Annotated in this window: 25 protein-coding genes, 3 pseudogenes and 1 other annotated feature; of the genes and pseudogenes, 4 read left to right on the top strand and 24 right to left on the bottom strand. The window is 39.6% G+C overall.

The window, feature by feature from the left end:
• Nucleotides 1–768 precede the first annotated feature (768 nt).
• A complete protein-coding gene (locus tag KZA12_RS12365) occupies nt 769–1305 on the bottom strand; it encodes a Spy/CpxP family protein refolding chaperone (RefSeq protein WP_218690428.1) in 537 nt (178 codons plus the stop codon).
• Nucleotides 1306–1944: 639 nt separating this feature from the next.
• Between KZA12_RS12365 and KZA12_RS12360 the strand changes: the two genes are divergently transcribed.
• Nucleotides 1945–2628: a response regulator transcription factor gene (locus tag KZA12_RS12360; RefSeq protein ID WP_218690427.1), complete on the top strand. Its 684-nt coding sequence runs from the start codon at nt 1945–1947 to the stop codon at nt 2626–2628.
• Nucleotides 2628–4205: a cell wall metabolism sensor histidine kinase WalK gene (locus tag KZA12_RS12355; RefSeq protein ID WP_218690426.1), complete on the top strand. Its 1578-nt coding sequence runs from the start codon at nt 2628–2630 to the stop codon at nt 4203–4205. Before KZA12_RS12360 ends, KZA12_RS12355 begins: the two co-directional genes overlap by 1 nt.
• Before the next feature lie 12 nt (nt 4206–4217).
• Here KZA12_RS12355 and KZA12_RS12350 read toward each other — a convergent pair whose 3' ends face one another.
• From KZA12_RS12350 to KZA12_RS12290, 14 genes and pseudogenes are all read right to left on the bottom strand, one after another.
• Nucleotides 4218–4952, bottom strand: coding sequence for a hypothetical protein (locus KZA12_RS12350; protein ID WP_201624404.1), 735 nt, complete (start codon nt 4950–4952; stop codon nt 4218–4220).
• A 647-nt stretch (nt 4953–5599) separates the two neighbouring features.
• Nucleotides 5600–6025, bottom strand: coding sequence for a ribonuclease toxin immunity protein CdiI (gene cdiI, locus KZA12_RS12345; RefSeq protein WP_201624405.1), 426 nt, complete (start codon nt 6023–6025; stop codon nt 5600–5602).
• Nucleotides 6025–6471, bottom strand: a complete 447-nt coding sequence (locus tag KZA12_RS12340) for a hypothetical protein (protein WP_201624407.1) — start codon at nt 6469–6471, stop codon at nt 6025–6027. Before KZA12_RS12340 ends, cdiI begins: the two co-directional genes overlap by 1 nt.
• Before the next feature lies 1 nt (nt 6472).
• Nucleotides 6473–6739: pseudogene (locus KZA12_RS12335) on the bottom strand (HNH/ENDO VII family nuclease); the annotation flags it as partial.
• Between the two features lie 154 nt (nt 6740–6893).
• Entirely contained in the window at nt 6894–7451 is a 558-nt protein-coding gene (locus KZA12_RS12330; protein ID WP_218690425.1) for a hypothetical protein, read from the bottom strand.
• A 13-nt stretch (nt 7452–7464) separates the two neighbouring features.
• Complete coding sequence (locus tag KZA12_RS12325; RefSeq protein ID WP_201624413.1) at nt 7465–7911, bottom strand: hypothetical protein; 447 nt, start codon at nt 7909–7911, stop codon at nt 7465–7467.
• Nucleotides 7912–8515: 604 nt separating this feature from the next.
• On the bottom strand, nt 8516–8986 hold the full coding sequence (locus tag KZA12_RS12320) for an SMI1/KNR4 family protein (RefSeq protein WP_218690424.1): 471 nt from the start codon (nt 8984–8986) through the stop codon (nt 8516–8518).
• Between the two features lie 2 nt (nt 8987–8988).
• On the bottom strand, nt 8989–9249 hold the full coding sequence (locus KZA12_RS15080; RefSeq protein ID WP_218690423.1) for an HNH endonuclease: 261 nt from the start codon (nt 9247–9249) through the stop codon (nt 8989–8991).
• 98 nt (nt 9250–9347) lie between these two features.
• Nucleotides 9348–9818 carry an SMI1/KNR4 family protein gene (locus KZA12_RS12310; RefSeq protein WP_218690422.1) on the bottom strand — a complete coding sequence of 157 codons (471 nt, stop codon included), beginning with the start codon at nt 9816–9818 and terminating at the stop codon, nt 9348–9350.
• 2 nt (nt 9819–9820) lie between these two features.
• On the bottom strand, nt 9821–10057 hold the full coding sequence (locus KZA12_RS12305; RefSeq protein WP_218690421.1) for an HNH endonuclease: 237 nt from the start codon (nt 10055–10057) through the stop codon (nt 9821–9823).
• Nucleotides 10058–10115: 58 nt separating this feature from the next.
• Nucleotides 10116–10358, bottom strand: coding sequence for an SMI1/KNR4 family protein (locus tag KZA12_RS14940; RefSeq protein ID WP_256932962.1), 243 nt, complete (start codon nt 10356–10358; stop codon nt 10116–10118).
• Nucleotides 10355–10594, bottom strand: coding sequence for an SMI1/KNR4 family protein (locus KZA12_RS14935; protein WP_256932961.1), 240 nt, complete (start codon nt 10592–10594; stop codon nt 10355–10357). The genes KZA12_RS14940 and KZA12_RS14935 overlap by 4 nt, the downstream gene beginning before the upstream one ends.
• Nucleotides 10595–10597: 3 nt before the next feature.
• The gene (locus KZA12_RS12295; protein ID WP_256932960.1) at nt 10598–10834 is read right to left on the bottom strand and encodes an HNH endonuclease; all 237 of its coding nucleotides are present in this window, start codon (nt 10832–10834) and stop codon (nt 10598–10600) included.
• 58 nt (nt 10835–10892) lie between these two features.
• Complete coding sequence (locus tag KZA12_RS12290; protein ID WP_218690419.1) at nt 10893–11363, bottom strand: SMI1/KNR4 family protein; 471 nt, start codon at nt 11361–11363, stop codon at nt 10893–10895.
• 83 nt (nt 11364–11446) lie between these two features.
• Between KZA12_RS12290 and KZA12_RS12285 the strand changes: the two are divergent.
• A pseudogene (locus KZA12_RS12285) lies at nt 11447–12367 on the top strand (IS3 family transposase).
• Nucleotides 11722–11838: a sequence feature (AL1L pseudoknot), on the top strand. It overlaps the preceding pseudogene by 117 nt.
• A gap of 1063 nt (nt 12368–13430) precedes the next feature.
• On the opposite strand, the gene KZA12_RS12280 reads toward KZA12_RS12285, so the two are convergent.
• The 7 genes and pseudogenes from KZA12_RS12280 to KZA12_RS12250 form a co-directional block, all read right to left on the bottom strand.
• Complete coding sequence (locus tag KZA12_RS12280) at nt 13431–13667, bottom strand: hypothetical protein (RefSeq protein WP_218690418.1); 237 nt, start codon at nt 13665–13667, stop codon at nt 13431–13433.
• Between the two features lie 84 nt (nt 13668–13751).
• On the bottom strand, nt 13752–14810 hold the full coding sequence (locus KZA12_RS12275; RefSeq protein WP_218690417.1) for a VENN motif pre-toxin domain-containing protein: 1059 nt from the start codon (nt 14808–14810) through the stop codon (nt 13752–13754).
• A 150-nt stretch (nt 14811–14960) separates the two neighbouring features.
• Nucleotides 14961–16067 carry a hemagglutinin repeat-containing protein gene (locus tag KZA12_RS12270; protein WP_218690416.1) on the bottom strand — a complete coding sequence of 369 codons (1107 nt, stop codon included), beginning with the start codon at nt 16065–16067 and terminating at the stop codon, nt 14961–14963.
• A gap of 345 nt (nt 16068–16412) precedes the next feature.
• Complete coding sequence (locus KZA12_RS12265) at nt 16413–16862, bottom strand: hypothetical protein (protein WP_218690415.1); 450 nt, start codon at nt 16860–16862, stop codon at nt 16413–16415.
• 631 nt (nt 16863–17493) lie between these two features.
• The gene (locus tag KZA12_RS12260) at nt 17494–17838 is read right to left on the bottom strand and encodes a hypothetical protein (protein WP_218690414.1); all 345 of its coding nucleotides are present in this window, start codon (nt 17836–17838) and stop codon (nt 17494–17496) included.
• Between the two features lie 139 nt (nt 17839–17977).
• Nucleotides 17978–19285: pseudogene (locus KZA12_RS12255) on the bottom strand (IS3 family transposase).
• A 44-nt stretch (nt 19286–19329) separates the two neighbouring features.
• Entirely contained in the window at nt 19330–20943 is a 1614-nt protein-coding gene (locus KZA12_RS12250; RefSeq protein WP_218690413.1) for a hemagglutinin repeat-containing protein, read from the bottom strand.
• A gap of 64 nt (nt 20944–21007) precedes the next feature.
• Here KZA12_RS12250 and KZA12_RS12245 point away from each other — a divergent pair, with 64 nt between their 5' ends.
• Nucleotides 21008–21436, top strand: a complete 429-nt coding sequence (locus KZA12_RS12245; protein ID WP_218690412.1) for a transposase — start codon at nt 21008–21010, stop codon at nt 21434–21436.
• Nucleotides 21437–21521: 85 nt separating this feature from the next.
• Here the strand turns inward: KZA12_RS12245 and KZA12_RS12240 are convergent, their stop codons facing one another.
• Entirely contained in the window at nt 21522–21848 is a 327-nt protein-coding gene (locus tag KZA12_RS12240) for a hypothetical protein (RefSeq protein WP_218690411.1), read from the bottom strand.
• A 1-nt stretch (nt 21849) separates the two neighbouring features.
• Nucleotides 21850–23141, bottom strand: a 1292-nt coding sequence (locus KZA12_RS12235; RefSeq protein WP_256932959.1) for a hypothetical protein, incomplete at its 5' end; no start/stop codon positions are given.

Below are 23141 nucleotides of genomic sequence, written 5' to 3'. Positions count from 1 at the left end.
TGCACATATGATAATACCTAAAACCAATCAGGCTTACAGTGACTAAAGCGCATAACCGCTACTTTATATAATATCAATTATTGGCTAATGGCTAGTGATTTGGTATTACAGCAGCCACTCAACGGGTAACCACCCTACTACTGTTAACACTATACTACGCAAGGCGATAGTACTAGGTTCTGTATTGCTCCATCGGTAGTATCAGTATCGATCCAAACCCGTTTTCCATTATGATTTTCTACTCGCCAAGCGAGGCCGATCACCCCTTCATCGAATGCTTTATGCAGCTGTTAGAGACTCTGCTAGTGGTTCTGCTAGAGCATTGCTGACACTCTACTAAAAAACAATCATACGGCTTTGTGCTTATCATTTTAATTATTGCTTTAATAAATGCCTCAGTCACGGCCCTACTCGTTACTTTAGATCGACGTTATAACTAAACATACTAGCAATATTAGCCATCACTATCAAAGACTGCTGAATAAACTTAGCAGGCGCATGTCAGCCTAGGCTGCTAGCATAGCTACTTATTAGCTGCGATGCTCAGTGCTTTGCAATAGATGCTTTAAATCAACTTATTTTAATAAACATTCCCTTTATTATTAGCAAGCTTAGATCTACAAACCCAAAAAAACCCTACTATCTTGCCGACAGTAGGGCGTTCTTTATGAGTTATAGATATAGCTATAGACTTAAAACCCTGAGCTATAGATTTGCATATTGCTCAACAGACTTAAGACTTATTAATGGCATTAGCGGGTAGGCTATTTAAGCGCCTTTACGGCTGTAGCCGCCTCTAGCTTTATGACCGCCTTCTGCCATGCGTTGCGCTTTGATTTGCTCTAACTGCGTGCGCTGCTCAGCGGTTAAGATTTTAGCGAATGCCTGTTGGCTCTGCACTCTATCAATAAAGCGCTGTTTGGCTTGAGCAGCATGCTGATCTGCTAAACGATTTAATGCTGCTGTATCTAGCGTATTGGCATTGACTAAGGCTTGCGTCTGCGCGCTCATCTGTTCACGTTTGACTTTGTTTTGTGCTCTATTATTAGTATATTCAACTTTTTTAGCTTCTCTCATAGCCGTAATTTGTGCTTGCTGAGCGCTAGTCAAATTAAGCTGCGACATCGCGCTTTTATAGTTAGCCATACCAGCTTTGTGCTGCGGCATTTGCTTAGCGTTCGCAGAGGTACTAGTGGCAGTTACTGTATTATTAGGCGCAGCATTGGCGGGGCTAATCACGGCTACACAAGCGGCGCTCGCTAATAGTGAGTTTAAGGCGATATTTTTTAGGGTTATATTTTTCATTATGATTTCCTGTTGAATGCAGTTTAACTAGCAATAGTTAACTGTAGATTGGCTTTAGTTAAAAGCAAAGGCTAAAGGCCATAGTTAAAATCAGTGGTTACAGCTCAAAGACTGATCTCTCAAAACACTGCGATAAAGCACCGCTCTATCGATAGCTGAAATCATAAGCGATTATGATGTTACATAGATTTATGAAACTTTAAGAAAGGTAACGATTGTCACGGCTTAGCCCTAATTTCTTGTAAGCTTGTTAGCCTGATAGCGTTATTATTGCTTCGATAGACATAGCTTAAGCGCTTTGAGCGCTTTGAGCGCTTTAACTCAGAACATGCAGCTGCCTTAAAAGACATAACGATACAGCTAATGAGCTATCCTTATTATAATCTGTCACTGTTATAGCAACCTTGACATGCCAGCACACAGCCTCATCGCTTGAGTCATCGTTTAACCCTATCAACATTTAGTAGACTAAGACTAATATCTAATGGGCAAAAAACCACGATATTCCCATCGTTCTTTGAATATCTATAAACAATGCGTGGATATTCTTTGCAAAATTTACTTTGATTGACCACAATATATTTCATTTTTATCCTCATCTTTTCATTGATGACATGCCCTAAAATTCAGGACTGTTTTATGACTCATATATTACTCGGTGACGATGACGAAGAGCTAACTCAATTGCTGCAAGAGTATTTGTACAATCATGAGGTTAGCTGCGACTGCGTCTATGATGGCGAGCAAGTGCTAGAGCGCCTGCGCTCCCCTGACCCCGCTCATCGCTATGACTTATTAGTGCTAGATATTATGATGCCCAAAATCGATGGGCTCAATGTGCTGCGCCAATTACCGATTACTAGTCAGATTCCAGTGATCATGCTGACCGCCAAAGGTGATGAGATAGATCGTATTATTGGCCTAGAGCTTGGTGCTGATGATTATATTGCTAAGCCTTGCAATCCACGGGAGCTACTGGCTCGTATTAATGCTGTAGTCAAGCGCGCCAGCATATCAGCAGTAGAAATTACCGCGCTAGTCCATGATCGCCTACTACTTGACCAAGTACACCGCATCTGCAAAATTGATGGTGTCGAGCTACAAGTGACGGGTACAGAGTTTGATTTGCTAGTGGCGCTGCTTAAGCAAAAAGGCGAAGTAGTTAGCAAAGAGTGGCTGTCGCAGACCGTACTGCAGCGTGAACTACAACCTTTCGATCGTAGCCTTGATGTGCATGTGTCTCGATTAAGAAAAAAACTACAACCTTTCCACCATGAGCCTATCAAAGCCATTCGTGGTAAAGGCTATCAGCTGGTACTGTAATGACTATATTTTCGCCACTTCGGCGTATGCCCACTTTTACTGTATCGCTGTTTTGGCGACTGTTTTTAAGTTTACTACTGATGCTACTAGTGACTTCTGCTATCTCTATAAGTATGGAGAGATGGATGAATACTCGCGCTTTAGAGTCTCGTATGGCAATACAAGTTGACTATTTATTGGGTATTCGACAGGATATCGTGCAGCATTTAAAAGACGGTAACTATGATGCTATTGTCGAAACTTATCGTAAAGAGCGCGGACTAAGGGATCAGATACGTATACTCGATGAACAAGGGGCAATTGTATCGCCGCGCTTTAAATACGCAGGCAGTCGTATTCTACGCTTAGATGATAAGGAGCATAGCCCACTCACTCGGCCCAACTTTCCAGCCAATAACTTATTCCAAAATGTAGTGGCGGACGTCAATAACTATCCAGAACTGGCAGATATATCGGTAGCTAGCACTGATGGCAAAAACTACACCGTACAATTACAACCGCGCCTACCCTTTCTAGATTTAATAACCTTACAGCGAACTTATTGGCCAGTACGAGTTGGCATTATCTTTATCTTTAGTCTGCTAGCTTGCTATTGGTTGAGCCGCACTTTATCCAATCGCATACGCCGAGTTCAAGTCGCCGTGCATCGGATGAGTGACGGGGACTATTTGGCCGATGATCAATTATCTAAGTTGGGTGACGATGAGTTAGGCGCACTAGCTAAAGATGTGGCTAAGCTCTCGACTAGATTGGCCGATAGTGAGCTGTCTCGTAAGCAAATGCTCAGTGACATCTCCCATGAGCTGCGCTCACCATTGGCTCGATTGGATGTTGCCACTGAGCTCACTCGCGATTATGCGCCAGAGGCCACCCATTACCTTGATCGTATTCAAAAGGAATCAGGGCGCATGAATGAGTTGATTGGGCAGATTATTCATATTCAGTCGCTACAGTTACAACGCTATAACGCGCATCCTGAAGACTACGAATCGGTAGACATGCTGGCACTACTGGATGAGATTGGTCAGGACGTTTGCTTTGAATTTCAAGATAAGCACATCGAATGGCGCTGCCAGGCGGCGAGCTATCAGCTCGACAATAAAGCGCTGACTTCTAGTATGGCTAAAGGCAGCTATAACAGTGCTCTTATGGTACTAGGTAACAGAGATCAACTGCACAGTGCTTTTGAGAACATCATTCGCAATGCCTTTATCCATTCAGCACCACAGACCTTAGTCTGTGCTGAGATCCAATGCATTAGACAGCCCAATCAAGCCCCGATTCTAAAGACTAGTATCATTGACCAAGGTGGCGGTATAGCTGAAGCTGACTTGCAGCGTATATTTCAACCTTTTGTACGCTTAGATGTATCTAGACAACGCCCAAAGAATACCCAAGACACTGCTAACAGCAACAGCCTAGGTAAAGCTAAGACTAGCAGCCCTGTCGGCGGTTATGGTTTAGGCTTAGCTATTGCCCAAGCCATTGTGGCAGCTCATGAAGGCCAAATCGACGCTCGCAACCGTCAAGATGGCCTCAAAGGCTTAGTTATAGAAGTGAGCTTGCAGCTGCGGTAGCTGTTCGAACTATCAGAACCAACCCTCTTCCAAAAGAGGGATGGTATTGCTGAGTTGAAATTCAGTATATAAGTTAAGAAACACTTTTGGGTCTTCAATATTATCGAGCAATTCGCGCTTATTGAGTGCTACAAACATAGCCAGCGCATAAGCAGCACTATGGATAGATTTTTTGGGATTGAACTCAAGATCAGTAAAGCCTTGATATTGCATAATCTGCTCATGCAGCTGCGGATTTTGTTTTAGGGCGTTCACATATAACCAATCATAAAACGCCGTTAATGGCTCTATGTCCCACTCTACACCGAAATAGTTATAACCAATGATTTCACCGGAAGTTATTAAGCGCTCGTCTTTTTTGGCTTGTCTGGGTGGAGCATTTAGCAAGTCGCTATAGGGGCCACCGTGCTCAAAAACCTTACTGCTTTGCAAAGCATTCTCAACACTATACTGTTGACCATCGTACTCATTGGCTAGCTGTAAGCTAAAAGGACTTAGCGCAAAACTTAATTTATTACCAGATTTGCTAGATAGCTCTAATACTTGTTTAAAGCCATACTTTTTGCGAATAACTTGATGCAGGTCATGGATGGATTTTTTCTTTTGCGCGCTTGAGAATCCCACATGCCGCTCAAACCTAACCATGTCGGTTTTTACCAAATTATCACTATTGACTTTGGGCATGAATACCGGTCTGTATTCCACCGGGTTTTGGGTTAGTTCCGCAGGGTTGTGTCTTTGTTCCATAGCGATGTGCCTTATATCGATATTATTGTATAACAGTTATTTTATGGCGGGCTTGGCATAGTTCGGTATAGATATCCTGTAAATAAGCAGGTATCTACCTACCCAGTCACCTTATGATCGTCACCTTAGAAGTATTGACTAATTATAGGCTATGGTAGCCTGTCTGGCTATCCGCGCATACCTACTTAAAGTCCACTTTGACGAGATTATACTGTGCTAAAGAGTCTATGCTGAAGAATCTGTAGCGATAAGCTCAATGGGATAACTAGCTTGAAAACTCTGGGATGAGGAGTTTACCATGATTAAGAAAATCGCAAGCTACCGTATGGCACTTAAAGTAGCCACTGTTGCAGAATACATTAGATAAAAGATAACAAGCTTGGCCTGTAGATTTGAGTGCTTTAATGGTTGTGAAATATGCGGGGCGTGGGTTATTCATCTTTAATAGTTGGCTTTGTGCCTAACTCAAGCACAGCTTTCGCCTTGCACTCGGACAAAGCAGTGCTTTGTTTTCTCCTCGCTCAACCTCGGTAGGGGCAGATATGATTTTATATTTGATCAGTGCTATGCTATTTTATTTTTTAAAATGTTGGGAGTCGCTAGCTCCTTTCAACCTACGTGCTAATTATTTATTTGCTAGATTTCATTTAACGGGTATTAATGTTCAAAGGCTTCCAATTATCAATTATGTTTGTTAAAAAGTCTTCATGTTCTGGGTGAAGCTCTATAAATCGTTTACAAGCTTTCTTGGCATAATCAAAACTAACCTGTTCTTTTACATAAACTTTTGTATCTGGGCTATCGAATCCTATTTCAAAACAAACTCCATCAAAAACATCGTCAGGATAAGGACTGCTTAAATCAGGATAATACCACCAACAGCCCTCTACACCTGCACTATCATAATAGACTAAAATCGCAAAGATAGACTCTAAAAATACTCCATCAGCATAAAGTATGCTGAAACAACCTTGAATGGTTAGATCTAAACCTTTTACGATACAATGCCGCCAATCATAGAAATAATATAGGTTATGTGAATTTTTGGGTTTGTAATAAAAATTACTGGACATTAGGCCTTTTCTTCATCGGTCAAATACCAAATCATAAATTCATAGAAGCTATCCCAGTGTGGCAATGTGCCATTAGCTAGCTGCTGTTGCTGACCCATCTGGAAATCCCATACACTGTCATCTTCTATATTATATAAATAACCGCCTTCACCTTCACCTGTACTAAATAAAATGTAATTCTCAGGTATATCCCAAACTTCATGTGCGAATTTTACTCTAGGAATGAAACTTCTTGTCGGTAGAGGATCAACTATTTCACTTGCGCCATAACGGCAGTTTAAAGACCTTAAAAAATATTTTGTATACAATTTAAAAAAACCACTATTTTTTTGAACGCCAAACTCTATAAGAATGGCTTTTGTTTCTTGGACACGTTCAATTTTCTTTTCTATTACAGGATAATCCTGCTTAGATAGTAACTTTTCTACTATGTTGAATGAGTTCATATTATTTTCCTTGCAATTGGTTTAAGCGATCTTTCCAATACTGACCTTTATCTTTGTCAAAAGTATTGCGATTAACTGGATAATCTGGATGACTCTGAGGTGAATATGGATGCACCGCTTGTCTACCAGTTTGATTAGTGAGACTTGAATGAGTTGATTTAGAAGTTTCGAATAAAGCACCGCGACCATCTTCGCGTGAATGGTGAAGCTGAACTTGCTCATACTGACCATTTTTCAGTACATACGGTGATCCACCTTGTTTCATTAAATCAGCATTCGTAGTTAAATTATCCCCATCAGTTTTGAAAGGCTAGGCTTTTAAATCAATTCAAAACTATCATCTCAAACAAGTAAGAAGGCAATAATACTTAATGTGTATTATTACCTCTTTCAAGATCACTTCTAAGTATATTTAAGAGTATCTATTGATACTCTTTACTAGCTTCTAATGCTCGTTCAATAAAGTCTTGTTTGATATAAACAGAAAATGTCATTTTATTACCTTGCTTAAAGTTTTCTAAATATTCATCTAGCTGTGCTGTCTGCCCTGTAATGGCTAAAGCCGCTAGATGATATAGCGGATAAATTCCTTTTGTATCAAATGGAATCTCACTGTATCTCAGTAAACCTGCTTCAATATCCTGCTCCTGTGCCCACATTTCAATTTCTTTAAGATATTTTTCGATAACTTCTATTGTTGGATTGTTAGTATAGATAGATTGTTGTTTATTTCTAATAATACCAGAATGTACTATTCTTCTCGGTTTTTTATTCTCAAAAATGTATTCAACCAAAATGCTAAAGTCTTTAGTACTTACACTTGGCATCATGATTACCTGATATTTTTCTATTAATTTTTTAATACCAGGTATGACTTGAATTTGTCTATCTGGTAATTGCTTATAAGCACAGTCATCAATGCCTTTGCGTATTATCCAACCATTATCTATTAGAATGTTATATAGTTCTATTTTAGTCATTGTCTAATCCTTATCACTTACCTTTAAGCTCAGGTAGTGGCAAAGTCATAAACTGCGTCATACCATGCTCAAAGTCTCGTTCTAATTTATCTATATTATTGACTTCATCAAGCTCCAGAACTTTTTGCTTTAACAAATCAAAACAGGATCTGACCCCTTCGGCAATGTAAGAACGTAACTCTACATCGGTTTTATTCTGCCAGCGCTCTTGTGGAATGGCGAAGTCGATGGTGTAAACATTTCTACTGGCTGACTTTTGCAAAAATTCTGCACCTTCCGATCCAAAGTCTTGATGTTTACCACTCACTCTAAAAACAATGGATAAAAAGAGTAAAGTTTTAAAATAATCACTCCCGTCTTGCTTTTGGTAAAATATTTTGTTTAACAAAATATGATAAGAACCTATTGCTTTGTCAGCTTGAGTACTGCCACATTGAGCACCAAATTGAATCATATACATTGTTATACTCCTTAATCGTCAGCATTGTTTTTTATATGTGGTGGCACATAGTTAGGGTCGTAGTTGGGATGAGAGGGATCACGTTTTCCCGCCCATGACTCTTTATTGTCAGGTCCTGGGTTGCGTTCAGTTATATTGCGCTCTATTTGAGCAGCTTCATTTCGCGGACGCTCGCCGATTACTCTAACTCTTCCACCATCAATTTCAGCATCTGTGTATCTAGTATTAGCGTTTTGCGAAATGCCCGTTTTCAGGTAGTTCCCCTCAGCATCATACTTTTGATAAATTTCGGTAGGCTGATTGCCTAAAGTATTACCATGATCATTGGGTGAATTAACAGGTTGTTGTATGCCATTTTTATCAATAATATAAAAACCGCCACTATCACGCTGATAGATTTCTTCACCATTGTTATCAACCTTACCCGTACTGGTTAATCTTCCACCACTTGGACCTATGATACTGCCATCAAGGTTTTAGGTGTAAAGTGATTTATTAAAATGCATAAAGGGCGAGTTAATACTCGCCCTTTATTGGACTAATTATTTGTCCATTATATTTATTAGACTAACAAACCCTTTGGTTTCAACACTTAAATAACTTATTATTCGTGCAACATATCCATAAACTCTTCAAAAGAGTCTGCTACATGATTAACTACCATAGAAGTAGTACCATCTTCATTTTCTATGTGATCATCATGATACATTAATACTACTTTAGGATTATCACCTGTTGGATCGTCTCGATAGTCAAGACAAACATAATCACCATTGGCACAAATTGCAAATGCTACTAAGTGAGGTACTCCTGCATACTTAGGGTCTGATACATATTGTTCAGCAAGAATATTTTCGACCTCACTATTATCAAAACTTAAAAAGTTAACATCTCTTTCATCTACTTCCCCATATACATTAGTAAAATCAAAAATGTTATTATATAGACGCATTCCGTCATGTTTTATAACTATTTTCTTGTATAACCTTGGAAACAAATAATTTAATTTTTTTTCTACAGTACCAAAAACTTCCTTAGGGAGAATACCGTTATCTCTATAAATTTTTAACTGCATAATTATCTCCCATTTTTCATTGAGTTCTGTCCCGTATGTGGGACTGCTCGTGATTTATGAATCTCAAAAGGCACAAGTTGCATATTACTGAGAGAAGATTGAGCATTATGATGCCAAGTGTATCTTTCTATTTTTTTCTTACTAGATCTCATGTCTTTTAATTGCTGTTCTGTAAACTTATCGGTGTTGGTTGCCCATCCATTACCTGACCCTTTGATACTACCATCGGAATTTTGGGTGTAAAGTGCTTTATTAAAATGCATAAAGGGCGAGTTAATACTCGCCTTTTATTGGATTAATTATTTGTCCAGTATATTTATTAGACTAACAAATCCTTTGGTTTTAACCCTTAAATAACTTACTATTCGTGCAACATATCCATAAACTCTTCAAAAGAGTCTGCTACATGATTAATAGTCGCATAACTGCTTCCATCGTCTTCTTCCTGATAATCATCATGGTAAACAAGAACAACCTTGGGACTATTACCTTTTGGATTATCTCTATAATCAAAGCATATATTATCGCCGTTAGCACATATACCAAATGCAACTAGGTTCGGAGTTCCATAATGCAAAGGATTAGAAACATACTGAGATTCATAAATATTTTCTGACTCTTCTTCTTTTAGACTCAAAAAGTTAACATCTCTTTCATCAGATTGACCATAAACATTAATAAAGTCAAAGATATCTTTTATCACTCTCAATCCATCATGATTTTTAATAATTTCTCTATAGGCATCTGGAAGACTATAATTAAGAAAACTCTCTAAGGCTTCTATTGCATCAATATTGTTTTTTCCCTTATCTCTATAAACTCCGAAATTCATATTTACTTCCCCTTTTTTAGTGAGTTTTGTCCTGAGTGTGGAGCAGTTTTTCTATCATGGAACTTCTCTGGCACTAGTTGCATTGTATTAGGTGATGATTGTGCATTATGGTGCCAAGTAAAACCTTCAACTTTACTTTTACCAGATTTTAAGTCATTCAATTGTTCTTGAGAAAAATTCCTTTTAGCTACAGGATTATCTTTAATCGACTCCCACATATCTTTGGAGGCTTGTTTCATTTGACCCGTATATTTATTAGACTAACAAGTCCTTTGGTTTCAACCCTTAAATAACTTACTATTCGTGTAACATCTCCATAAACTCTTCAAAAGAGTCTGCTACATGATTAATCACCATGTGACTACTGCCATCTTCATAATCCACGAAATCATCGTGATAGACTAAAACCACTTTTGGATTATCTGTGATGGGGTTATGCCTGTAATCAAAGCATACATAATCACCATTGCCACATATTGCAAAAGTTACTAAGTTTGGTGTACCAAAATGTTCAGCTTCAGAAATATACTGTTCGTTCAAAATGTTAGCTCGTTCACTTTGAGTATTATAGCTACAGAAATTAACATCTCTTTCATCTCCATTACCATATATATATTAATAAATTTAAAAGTATCTTCAATAGGAGTTAGCGCATCATATTTAGACACAATATCTATGTAAGATTCTGGGAATTTATAACCAATTTTTTTTTCAGACTCTAAAATCATTGATAGCGAAACTGCGGGATCGAACCATCGGGCTTTAATTGTTTTCATAATCTATTTACCATCTTTTAATGGATTTTGACCAGTGTGTGGAACAGACTTTGACTTGTGAATGTCATATGGAATCAACTGTATGTTACTAGGTGAGGACTGTGGATTATGATGCCAAGTATAACCATCTATTTGTTTTGATCCAGATTGAATTTGCGATAATTGCTTGCTACTAAACTTACTTTTAGCTACAGGATCATCTTTAATCGACTCCCACATATCTTTGGAGGCTTGTTTCATTTGACCAGTATATTTATTAGACTAATAAATCCTTTGGTTTCAACCCTTAAATAACTTACTATTCGTGTAACATCTCCATAAACTCTTCAAAAGAGTGTGCAACATGATTAATCACCATGTGACTATTGCAATCTTCATAATCCACGAAATTATCGTGATAGACTAAAACTACTTTTGAATTATCTGTCATGGGATTATGCCTGTAATCGAAGCATACATAATCACCATTGCCACATATTCCGAATACAATAAGATGCTTTATTCCATAATTATCAATTTCACAAACATTTTTTTGGAAATCAAGAATATTACCGTTTTCATGGTTTTTCTTCAAACTAATAAAATTAATATCTCTATCATCCTTAGTGCCATAAATATTAATAAAGTCAAAAATATTGTCTTCTAATTGTAAAGCGTCATATTTTTGAACCAATTCAACATATTTAATAGGAAATTTATAAAGCAATAAATTTTCAATCTCTGATATTTGATTCAGAGAATTAGATCCATTTTCATCGAATATATTCATTACTTGCTCTCTTTTAAAAAATTATGACCTGTGTGAACCACCCCGAGATTGTCGGAGACTTAATATTCTGAGAGAATACGACAATGAAAAGACAAACCTACACTCCCGAGATTAAAGAACGCGCCGTTCGTATGCTGATTGAAGCAGCAAACGACTATCCCTCCACCTGGTCAGCCATTCAAGCCATTGCCCCTAAGATTGGCTGCACGCCTGAAACCTTACGATCATGGCATAAAAAACACATCGATAAAACTATTTCTGCCTTAGTGCAAGCGCAAAGTGACAAAGAGCGCATCAAAGCGCTTGAACGCGAGAATGAAGAGCTTAAGCAAGCCAACGAAATTATCTGTAAGGCTGCCGCTTTTTTCGCCCAAGCGGAGCTCGACCGCTGACTAAAATCATGATTCAATTCATCGACGACAATAAACATCTTTATGGGGCCCTAGCCATCTGTAGAGTATTACCGATTGCCCCGTCAACCTATCACCGTGCTAAAGAAATGGAGAGTTGCCCTGAAAAGCGTTCACTACGTCAGAAGCATGATGACTACTACCTTAGTGAAATCATACGCATCTGGCAGGACAGCAAATGCCGCTATGGTGTGCGTAAAATCTGGCAGCAGATGAAAACTGATGGATTAAAGGTTGCTCGTTGCACCGTAGAGCGTTTAATGAGACAGCATGGCTGACGCGTCTGTTGGCACTACGGGTGATTCTTATGACAATGCATTGGCTGAAACGGTCAATGGGCTTTACAAGTCTGAGGTGCTTCATTATTTAGAGCAGAACTGGACTGGTGTGAACGATGTTGAACTGGCAACCCTTGAGTGGGTGGCACTGCGAGCACAGCTCTTGTCTTGCGAAGCTAAATCGATAATTAATCGATTTTTAACGCTTCTCAGGTTTAATAAAACCCGTTTACATAGCACGATTGGATATGTGTCACCCTTTGAGTTTGAAAAGCGGTATTATGATAATTTAACCCTGTCAGGCATTGCTGCCTGACTCAAATAAATCATTCTCCGATAAAGTCGGGGCGGTTCAATAACGTCTATTTGATTTATCGTGAAGTTAGAATAATTTCTCTTTATAATATGAAAAGAACTACGATACCTTGAGTATTGTAGCTCTTAAATTATGCTATAGAGTTTGGTTCGATACTAAAATATTTTCTGATCTCATAAGTCTCTTTCGAAGAGACATTTATGCCATTTTGCGTAAGCAGAGGCTCAACAGATAGCAACAGCTTATGTAAGAGGATTAGCTAAAAGACCATTGTAAGAGTTAACATACTGAATATTAGACAAGTTTGGAATATAAAAATAGGATATGTGATGTTTATTATCCACAGCTTAATCTTAATCTTATAAATGATAAAATATAAGGAAAGCCCCCAGATTAAATAAATTATTACTCTTAATGTTTTAAGATAATAATATTCTATTGGATACATTCCATAATTGAAGTAGTAAGTAAATGCCAAGTCTACTTTTGAAATATCATATCCGACATACCAGCTTGTCCATGACTCTAAATAATTTGTGCCTAAAAATCCTAATATAGCCATAATAGTAAGTAGAAAATAAAGAGTTTTTAGTACTTTAATTTTCTTCATCTTTTTACCCTTGGCATCATCTCAGGTGTAATATTCTTATATCCCATTTGTTTCATTGCATACGCCCATCTATCTTTAGGATTATTTAAGTCCTTTTTAGTGAAGGGAGCCATTCGTAAAGCTTTACCACCTATTTTATCAAAATTATACTTATCCGGTAACACTGTCTCTTATTTAGTAACCTCAATTGTTATTATTCTTAACGTGTGGCGGTACATAGTTAGGGTGATAATTGGGATGTGAGGGATCGCGTTTATTCTTGCGCTTTCAATGAACCAAAAAATCTTAGTAAATACTATACGGTTTTTCTGAAAAAAACTCCTCATTAGATATGAGAAATTTTTTAATAATGTTAATTAATTGTTGAGAAGACGACTCTTCAGATAAAATACTCATGTCATCTTTAAATTTTTCAAACTCTAGTTTATTAATATTAACCATTTTTACTTTTTATCATGAACGCCAAGCGATTAGTCTATCAATAATTTCAATACATTCCTCTTGAGGTAATATGAATTCATCCATATCCATTGCTATTAAGCTGTGCAGATCACTCTGAAGTTCATAAGGTATCTCGTTAGAATAATCAAGCAAAAATTTCATAGCTTGTATTGATACCTTAGTAGGTTGGTAGTCGGCCAATATCTGTTTTCTCAATTCTAGCAATTCAGTTTTTATAAGTTCATCCATATCTTCACCTTAGATTTATACATTATAAATACAATTTAACTTAGTGACCTAATTGCTTACCTGTCGATGGATAATGTTGCCCAGTTACCTGCTGTCCATTGATTTTGGATTCACTCTGATAACTTCACCTTTATGATTGTAACTTTCCATCCACTGTCTAACATAGCCTGTTTTGGGGTTATGCTCAGTCACAAAAGATGCTCCTCTAGTATTACCTGATGTACTTGCGGGCTTCTCTTGTGCGTAATATCTTATACGCCCGTCAGGTAATGTTCTACTTTTAATTGCTGTGTTTTGAGCTGTTTGAAGCGCTGAAAGTTTTGATTTTAACGCGGCTTGAGCATTTGCATTCGTAGCATTTTTAGTAGGGGAAGTAGCCACTTTTACAGGAAGATTTGAACCTATATTTGCAGAGGGTAAGTCAGAAGCCGCATTTTTGCTAGCGATTCGACTCGCATTTAACTGAGCAAGCTGTTTAGCCGTATAGTTTGTAACTTTTCCACTTTTACTGGTTATTTTAATGCCACTGCTTGTTATTTTAACCGTTAGTCCAGCAGCTGCACCTACTGGACTGTCTAATAAAGGTCTAAAAATATGTATCGCAGCATCTTCTACATCGAATCCTAGTGTAGCAGACATACTTTCTACAAATTTATCAAAATCTTTCTTTGTTATAGGTCGAGTTTTAGTTCCCCATACATTTGTTATTTCATCTATTTCATGGGGAAGTAATACATTTTCTAGTCCATTATCCTCAACCGCCACCTTAGCGGTCTCACCCGCATTCACTGCATCAGTCACATTACCTGTGCTCGCACCAATGACCGTGCCTGTAATGCTGGTAATACTACTGATAGTATCCTTCTGCTCAGCGGTTAGCTCACTAGGGTCTTCCGTCTGATACAGGTATTTAGACAATAGCGGTGCGGTGGCTTCTCCAGCCGCCGCTGATAATCCCCCTGTCAAGGCATCATTGCCTGTGGCATAGCTTACTGCTGCTCCTAATATGGTATGCGCTAATAGATGCTTTGGACTGCCCTCACCTGCTAGTTCTGTATTGTTATTCTTCTTATTTATATAGTCATTTTCTTTAAACGCTTGACCAATCTTATAGGAGATTTGTGGACTAACCGCTTTAGCCACATAACCTACTGCCCATTTATCCGCTTCGTCTACTTTGCCTTGTCCAATAAGAGCTAGTTGTCTATTAACCGCAAAGTCCCCAACCGCCTTTGGCGCTTCCTTGCCGAACTCTTTAGTAATCTGATTCTGCGCTTGCAGCTCCTCAGCAACCTAATTGGCATCAAACACACTCTCAAGCTTACCCGCAAGTGCTTGGCGATTGTCCGTAGTAAGAATACCTTGCTCGTCGTTATAACCACTAACACCGCCTTTGGTGATACTGCTGTCGCTATCACCGTCTGTGCCGTAGCCAAGACCATTCATACCAGCTTGCGGTTTATCTTTGATCTTACCAATACTTAAACCAGCAGAGATCGCATCGCCGTCATAACTTGTGGTGTTTACGATGTCGGTTGAGGTGACGCCTTGTTTAAAGACGATATTGCTCTTGCCATTGGCTTGTGCTTCCTCTGATGTGGTAAACACAGCGCCTTTGAAGTTACCTTTGCCTTCAACGATTAGATCGGCTTCATTGGCGAAGAGGCCTGTTTGTTGCCCAACAATTTTAGAATCCGCATTGATATCAGTCTTAGCACCATTGACAGAGAGGCTGGAGCCTTTACCGTTACCCATGAGGTCAACATCAAGGTTAAAGCCTGCGCTCTTTTGATTACTGTCATAGGAGTGAGTATCTTGTGGACTCTCTAAGGTCACATTGCCGCCGATAAAGCCTTGGACTTTATCCGTGTTAAAGACCACGCCTTTACCGTTGAGATCGTTACCAATATCAAAGGTGGTGGTGCCACCGACATTGACTTGAGCATTGGCATAAGTCACTGAATCGCTATTAGCATAGCCTTTACCACGACTGGCACTGGCAGTGATACCACCACTACCTGAGGTATCGGCATAAGCTCCAATCGCGGTACTTGAGCTTTTGTTAGTGCTACGGGTATTACTGTTTTGCGCCACGCCGTTTAGGTTAAAGTCGTTGTCGGCTTGGAATAGGGCGTTGTTAGTAACGTCTAGATTGCTACCATTGATATTAATGTTGCTATCTACTCCTGCGCCGGTTGCAATCAGTGCTAAATTGTTGGTAGTGATGCTTGAGGCTTGGTTGACCTCAGTATAGCTTGAGCTATTAGACTGACTCTTTTGAGTGCCTACAGTGGCTTGAATGCGGGTGTTGCCAAGTCCTGATAGGCTGTCTGCATTAACACCGTTAGCCAGTCCTTGTGCGGCTTTGTTAGCCTCTTTTGCCAATGCGGTTACTTTCAAAGCACCTGCCGCAAAGGTGGTGTTGCCGCCGACATTGGCGACAAAGGTGGTGAGTGGGTTTCCATCAGCATCTGTCTGTCCCTTGAGACCATTACCAACATAGATGCTGGCAGTTTGACTGATGCCTGTGCGGGTTAAAGAAAAATAAGAATGAGATAAATAAAAAACATGGCCTGTAGATTTGAGTTTTTTAATAGTCGTGAAATATGCTGATCATGGGCAATCTATTTTTAAGGGTTAGGTTTATGCCTCGTCCCTCGGCAGGGTCAGATACAGCTTTACAGTTAGGCAAAGTAATCTCGTTGAACATCTTTAAAATGCTGGGTGTCGCAAGCTCCACCCAGCCTACGTGCTGCCTTTAAGCTCAGGTAGTGGCAAAGTCATAAACTGCGTCATACCATGCTCAAAGTCACGCTCTAATTTATATTCATCTATGACTTCATCAATTTCTATTACTTTTTCCTTTAGTAATTCAAAGCAGGTTCTGACTCCTTCAGCAATATAAGAACGTAACTCTAAGTCAGTTTTGTTTTGCCATCGCTCTTGTGGAATGACTAAATCAATGGTATAGACGTTTCGACCGTCTGACTTTTGTAGAAATTCTGCTCCTTCAGACTCAAAGTCTTGATGTTTACCACTAACTCTAAAAACAATGGATAAGAAGAGCAAGTTTTTAAAATAATCACTAGTATCTTGTTTCTGGTAAAATATTTTGTTTAGTAGCACATGATAGGGACTTATTGCTTTACCAGCCTGATTGCTACCAGAATGAACACCAATTTGAATCATATACATAACTTATCTCCCTTATTTATTAACCTCAATCGTTATTATTTTTAATGTGTGGCGGTACATAGTTAGGGTCATAATTGGGATGTGAGGGATCGCGTTTTCCTGCCCATGACTCTTTATTGTCAGGTCCTGGGTTGCGTTCGGTTATATTTCGCTCTGTCTGTACAGCTTTATTTCGTGGACGCTCACCAATGACACGAACCTCACCGCCGTCAATTTCAGCATCTGTGTATCTAGTATTAGCATTTTGCGAAATACCCGTTTTCAGGTAGTTCCCCTCAGCATCATACTTTTGGTAAATTTCGGTAGGCTGATTGCCTAACGTATTACCATGCTCATTGGGTGAATTAACAGGTTGTTGTATGCCATTTTTATCAATAATATAAAAACCGCCACTATCACGCTGAGAGATTTCTTCACCATTGTTATCAACCTTACCCGTACTGGTTAATCTTCCACCACTTGGACCTGTGATACTACCATCAGGATTATTGGTATAGCTGCCTTCTTTAGCATCACCAATCGCTAATATCGCACCACCAGTTTCAGCTGCACCAAGCTTATTGCCATCAGGTTTTCCAGTAATCGTGGTTGCACCGTCTATATCAGGAGTAGGAGATCGGGCAGATTTATTCTAAATATCGGTTACACATAATTCTGGATAGTCATTAGCAATAATGTTACTCAGCAGTGTGAAAGCCATCTTTTCATAGATATCTACTGAAAAACTGTCAGAAGATACAAACTCAATATCTGTTATATAAAATTCTAATTTATACTTGTCTTTTATTCTACTTAAAGCCTTTTCCACCTGAACCAAAATAAGATCTGAGTCTATATTGCAATCCACAACTTTATTTTCTAGGTTTCTAAATATAATTTTATTTTTCTTATCACCAAATTTTATTGATAAATAATTATTTTTATTGCCTGTCATATTAACTACAATATATCTATCATTCTTTTTGAAAATTTTCATTCATCTATCTCCCATGGATTACCACTCCATTTCTGTTCTGCTGCATCATGCGACTCCGTATATCCAGCACTATTCTTATTTTCATACCATCTTTCTGCAGTTTCGGTGTTTGTCAACATAGTTGTCACCAATTTACCAACTAAGCGACTCTCATTTCATCAATTGATTTAGGCTCTTTTAACGGGTTCAATGTCGTTGGAGGGACGGGCTTACAGTTTCTCACTTCGCGCGATCCCCAACGCGTAGGATTTAGTGTTTTAGCATCCTCCATCGTCTGCTTACGCTTCGCTAAGATAACTTTATCATCACCAGTATGGCGCTCATTAGGCGTCACAAAGCGAAGCTGACTGTGCTTATGCTCAGTATTGTACCAATGCGTAAACTCAAGCACCCAGGCCCTTGCCTGATCAAGGCTATTTCAGAGTGCAGAACCACCCCTGAATGCAGGCACTTCTCTTTAATTAAAGTGCGTTGTAACAGACGAGCGGCAAGCTCTCCTGACTCGTGATCATACAACAGAATACTTGGCAGGGTCCTGTGGCGGTAAATGACTGCGGTGCACTATAGGCACGTGGTGCAAGGCTACGTCCTCTATGACTTAGTTGACTATGTGCTTTAAGCACTCGGTAAAAGGTGGATTCTGAAGCATGGTAGACACCTTCATCGAGCAAGGAGGGGACGATTTGCGTCGGTGGTAGGCTTGCAAAGCGCGGCTCGTTACAGACAGCGATAATGGCTGCTGTTTCATCGCCCGTGAGCTTATTACTTGGCATAGGACGCAAAGCTTCAGCACGCTTGTCATGACGGATTTGCCCCTCTTGATACCACCGCCTATAGGTACGCACACTAATGCTGGCCTCGGCACAAGCAGGCGGTAGCCTTGCCCCTGAATCGTTGGCTTCTTGAATAAGGGTGATGATTTGCTTACGCTGTGGCAGTGAGGTTAGTCGTCCTCGTTTTTGTCCGTCTCCCAGAGCGCATTTAGCTTTTTTCTGAGCACCAGTAAGGCCGCTGTTTCGGCTAGGGCTTTTTCCTTACGATTCAGCTCACGCTCTAGTTTTTTAATCTTTTTAAGGTCTGCTTGATGTTGACGCTTATCGGTTAGGCTTTGCTGCTGAGCTTTATTGAATCCTGATAGCGCTCCTGCTCGCCATGCTTTGATTTGTTCAACGTATAGCCCTTTGCTACGGCAGTATTCGCTAAGCTCGCTCTCTGATAGTCCGCTGGTCTCTATGATGGTGGCAAGTTTGGCTTCACTTGACCAGTTGTCAGGGGTGTTCTTATTTCCAGGCATGGGCTGTCCTTGGTCGCGGGCTTTATTACGCCAATTATACAGGGTCTGTAATCCTATACCTTCAATTCTGGCAACTTCTGCTACGCTCTTGTTCATCGGTGGCGATAGTTTGCTTAATATGATTTGTTTTCTCTCCTCACTGTATCTTGACATCTTTATTCCTTGTCGCCCCCTCTAGATTATTTTAGGGGTGACAACTATCGTGACATAGGGGGAGGGTCACTACTACCATAGAGAAATTTAGATAAGAGAGGTGCGGTTGCTTCCCCTGAACCAGCCGAGATACCACCCGTCAATGCATCGTTACCTGTCGCATAGCTGATAGCTGCACCTAAAATACCTTGAGCTAAAATATGAGCCGCACTACCTTGTTCTGATCGATCACCACCATCTATACTATTGATGGCTTCATTGGCTTTAAAATAGGTTCCAATTTGACTAGTGATAAATGGACTTGCAGCTTTCGCCACATAACCTGTAACGCCATTAGTATTCGGTCCGTAAATAGCGCCAGAGACAGCGTCAAACAGTAACCCTTGTTTTTGAACTTTATCTGCTTGCAGTAGCAAATTATCTCTATCAACTGTATTTCCTAACTGATCTTGTTCTTCAGCCTCTTCTCTTAAACCCTTCTCCTTCTTATTAAGCTCCGTCTTAATCTTACGACGCTCTTGATCAAAAGCTTGTGTAATTTCAACCTGCGCTCCCAGCTCCTCATTGACTCGGGTTTCATCAAATACATTCTCAAGCGCCCCTGCATACTCCTCTCGATTATCAGTGGTGATGCCACTGTTACCCGCAATACCTGTAATACCTGCACGGGTGGTACTGCTATCACTGTCGCTATCAGTGCCATAGCCCAAACCATTAGTATTGCCTTGAGGTTTGTTATTCGTCATACCAAGACTGATGCCAACTTGTATTGCACTGCCCTTATGGCTACTGGTGTTCTCTATATCTCGAGTGGTAATGCCGCCTTTACTGACATAGTTGTTCAGTCCTGCTGCTAGTGCTGCATCAGTAGTGGTAATCGCGCCACCAATAAGATCGGTCTTACCATCTACGGTGAGATCAAAGCCACCATCGCCTGTAAAGATACCCGACTGCTGACCCACGCCTTTATAGTCAGCATTGATATTGGTCTTGCCACCATTCAACGATAGACTTGAGCCTGCGCCCTCTAGAGCGATATCAGCGGTAAAGCCGATATTCTTTTGGTTGCTGTCGTAGGTTGCGGTGTCTTGTAGCGATTCAATATTGACGTCGCCAAGGATTTGGCCTTGGGCTTTATTGGTGTTGATGACCCCGCCTTTGATATTGACATCATTACCAATGTTAAAGGTGGTGGTGCCACCGACGTTGACTTGGCTATCGGCATAAGTGACTGAGTCGCTGTTGGCATAGCCTTTGCTGGCACTGGCGGTGATACCGACACCGCTACCTGTTGATGCATAGCCCCCAATAGCCGCACTTGAGCTTGAGTTATCACTACGAGTATTGCTGTTTTGTGCCACGGCGTTAATATTTAAGTTGTTATCCGCTTGGAACAGCGCGTCATTGGTGACGTTAAGATTACTGCCATTGATGTTGATGTTGCTATCGGTGCCACCGCCGGTTGCAATAAGGGCTAGGTTATTAGTAGTGATGTTTGAGGCGTGGTTGACCTCTGTGTCGCTTGAGCTGTTTGATTGGCTCTTTTGAGTGCCTACAGTGGCTTGGATACGGGTGTTGCCGAAGCTTGATGCACCCTGCAAAGAGTCACTTGCTTGTTTGGCAACGGCTTTGGCTTTTAAAGTGCCTGCTATGGACAAATGAAAATATAAGAAGGATGGCCTATAGATTTGGGTTCTTTAAAGGTCGTGAAATATGCGGGGCATGAGTTACTGTTCTTTATTGGTTAGGTTTGTGCCTTGTCCCTCAGCAAAAGCTAATATAGCTTTACAGTTAAGTAAAATAATCTCATTGAATATCTTTAAGATTCTGAGTGCCTTAAGCTTTAATAAACCTACACGCTTTGCAGGTCTCACTTCTATGATTCATCAATCAGGAACTTCTATTGAAAAGAAACCTCGTATCTCTAAGATTGGGCACTCTGAAATCCGAAAAGTGCTTTATATGCCTGCTATGGGGTTCTCGTTTGGTAAATATAAAGAGGGTGCTTACCAAAGCTTTGTCAGTCGTTTGGTCAATCATGGCAAACCGAAAATGGTGGTCATTGTTGCTTTAATGCGTAAGATATTAGCCATTGCCCAGGCAGTGCTGAAAAGTCAGCGACCTTTCGATGCTTCTTTACATTTTAATTGAGTCTTTAGGCTTGCTTTTTCTCATGGTATCTACGGGCTGCCTCCTATTAGCGGTAAGGTTTGACTTAATATTTAAAACTCCTCAATCAATTATCATTAACGCTTGCTATCAAAAAGGTTATTTTGTTTCTTAATTCTATTAGTACTTCATTTGCTTCAACTCTTTCATCAAAATTTTCCCTCCAAATGAAAAAGTCAGAAAAGCTACCGTTACCAGAATTCATAAAGCTGTAAGTGTCACCAACACTTTCAATAGTTGCTTTGGCATTTTCATCGTAATTTAGTGAATGCTGTATTCTATTTAGAATTACATCGATACCCCTTATAAAATTATTCTCGTTCTCTTGAATCAAAATTTTTCTTAATTCAATGAAATAATTATTTAATTCAATTAATCTATTTTTATTATTCATATTATTTTCCTAATGAATTTTCTGAAATTACTTCTACACCTTTTATAGTCCACGGTTTGTCAACATATATCTGTTCAACATTTCTACCACCCACATACACCCCTCCTTGATTAGCAACGGGACCTTTATAAATTGTAGTCCCTTTAGGTATTCTTATCGCGTATACAGATTCGATAGGTGATGACCCTGTCAAAGCACCACTGTTATCAATCCATTGAGGTTTAACTGCTAAATCGATTCGTACTTGAGCAATTGACTTAACAGGTTTTTCAGTAAACCATTGACCCAACGCGTTTTTCCCACCACCACCTTTTCCAGCCCTATACAACACTATATCTTTATCCAAAATAATAGAGTTATATTTACCACCTGCGAAATTCAGCGCTGGATTATCTTTTGGAATATTAGATACTTGTGATAATGGACCTGGATTCTCTATCATATTAAACTGGTAATTCTGATTTGTTCCTATTCCTTTTTCAGTCGCTTTGGCAACAGCTCCTTTAGCAGCTCTATTTTTAGCAATATTTGTAACCGTTTTAGCAGCTCCATATCCTAGGAGTGCATAATCCTCAGGATGTATCGGTGTTATAGCACCAGAGCCTACATTAGCTACTTGACTAGCAGCAGCTCTGGTTTGTGACTCTAACGCAGTTCCTAAATTTCTTCTTGGATCATTACTACGTAAGGAAGTTCCGCCGTTTGGAGGTGAAGGCGGGTAGGTATTCGTCAATAAAGTATTATTGTTATACTGATTACTATCAGCATTTAAGAAACCAATGTTGTTACCTTTATTATCAGTTATTTTATTGCCTTTACTATCTTTTAAATAAACTGATCCTTTAGCATTATTAGACATCTCATTAATTATAGCCTCAGCTTTATTATAATCTGCAAGATAAGTGTTTCCAAGCCCAGCCCCTAATTGATAGGAAGCACTAATGCCATTTCTTATGCCTTGCTCATACTGAGCATACTTTTTATTACCTTGAGCATCAACTTTTGCGTAGGCAGCACCGTAAAGTAGATTTAACCAGTATTCTTCTGAATCCTTGTTTCCTTTTGCTAGTATTTTGGCACGTGATTTTAGTGCTTTAATCTCACTCGGATGCAACTGTCTATTATTCGCATCCACATTAGTAGCAGTCACTGTACTTGAGGTGTCAAGTCCTGCTGCACTGCCAGCACCTAATAGCGTCAAACTAACCAAACCACTTGCTGTGCCACTAGCGATACTTTCGCTCATGCCTTTATCTACAAGTGCTTTCGCTATCTTCTCTTGGATATTATTAA

Origin of the sequence: Psychrobacter sp. BF1, assembly GCF_019279065.1 — a bacterium.
In the GTDB taxonomy this organism is placed as follows: Bacteria; Pseudomonadota; Gammaproteobacteria; order Pseudomonadales; family Moraxellaceae; genus Psychrobacter; species Psychrobacter urativorans.
The sequence above is the reverse complement of the archived record's forward strand: the minus strand, read 5'-3'. Positions and strand labels throughout refer to the sequence as shown.

Excerpts from the sequence above, each read along its gene's own strand:
- KZA12_RS12320 (WP_218690424.1), bottom strand. The coding sequence starts at position 8,986 with ATGCAGTTAAAAATTTATAGAGATAACGGTATTCTCCCTAAGGAAGTT.
- KZA12_RS12360 (WP_218690427.1), top strand. The coding sequence starts at position 1,945 with ATGACTCATATATTACTCGGTGACGATGACGAAGAGCTAACTCAATTG.
- cdiI (WP_201624405.1), bottom strand. The coding sequence starts at position 6,025 with ATGTCCAGTAATTTTTATTACAAACCCAAAAATTCACATAACCTATAT.
- KZA12_RS12310 (WP_218690422.1), bottom strand. The coding sequence starts at position 9,818 with ATGAATTTCGGAGTTTATAGAGATAAGGGAAAAAACAATATTGATGCA.
- KZA12_RS15080 (WP_218690423.1), bottom strand. The coding sequence starts at position 9,249 with ATGCATTTTAATAAAGCACTTTACACCCAAAATTCCGATGGTAGTATC.
- KZA12_RS12340 (WP_201624407.1), bottom strand. The coding sequence starts at position 6,471 with ATGAACTCATTCAACATAGTAGAAAAGTTACTATCTAAGCAGGATTAT.
- KZA12_RS14935 (WP_256932961.1), bottom strand. The coding sequence starts at position 10,594 with ATGAAAACAATTAAAGCCCGATGGTTCGATCCCGCAGTTTCGCTATCA.
- KZA12_RS12350 (WP_201624404.1), bottom strand. The coding sequence starts at position 4,952 with ATGGAACAAAGACACAACCCTGCGGAACTAACCCAAAACCCGGTGGAA.
- KZA12_RS12330 (WP_218690425.1), bottom strand. The coding sequence starts at position 7,451 with ATGACTAAAATAGAACTATATAACATTCTAATAGATAATGGTTGGATA.
- KZA12_RS12280 (WP_218690418.1), bottom strand. The coding sequence starts at position 13,667 with ATGGATGAACTTATAAAAACTGAATTGCTAGAATTGAGAAAACAGATA.
- KZA12_RS12325 (WP_201624413.1), bottom strand. The coding sequence starts at position 7,911 with ATGTATATGATTCAATTTGGTGCTCAATGTGGCAGTACTCAAGCTGAC.
- KZA12_RS12265 (WP_218690415.1), bottom strand. The coding sequence starts at position 16,862 with ATGTATATGATTCAAATTGGTGTTCATTCTGGTAGCAATCAGGCTGGT.
- KZA12_RS12240 (WP_218690411.1), bottom strand. The coding sequence starts at position 21,848 with ATGAATAATAAAAATAGATTAATTGAATTAAATAATTATTTCATTGAA.
- KZA12_RS12305 (WP_218690421.1), bottom strand. The coding sequence starts at position 10,057 with ATGAAACAAGCCTCCAAAGATATGTGGGAGTCGATTAAAGATAATCCT.
- KZA12_RS12245 (WP_218690412.1), top strand. The coding sequence starts at position 21,008 with ATGAGTTACTGTTCTTTATTGGTTAGGTTTGTGCCTTGTCCCTCAGCA.
- KZA12_RS12290 (WP_218690419.1), bottom strand. The coding sequence starts at position 11,363 with ATGAATATATTCGATGAAAATGGATCTAATTCTCTGAATCAAATATCA.
- KZA12_RS12355 (WP_218690426.1), top strand. The coding sequence starts at position 2,628 with ATGACTATATTTTCGCCACTTCGGCGTATGCCCACTTTTACTGTATCG.
- KZA12_RS12365 (WP_218690428.1), bottom strand. The coding sequence starts at position 1,305 with ATGAAAAATATAACCCTAAAAAATATCGCCTTAAACTCACTATTAGCG.
- KZA12_RS12260 (WP_218690414.1), bottom strand. The coding sequence starts at position 17,838 with ATGAAAATTTTCAAAAAGAATGATAGATATATTGTAGTTAATATGACA.
- KZA12_RS12295 (WP_256932960.1), bottom strand. The coding sequence starts at position 10,834 with ATGAAACAAGCCTCCAAAGATATGTGGGAGTCGATTAAAGATGATCCT.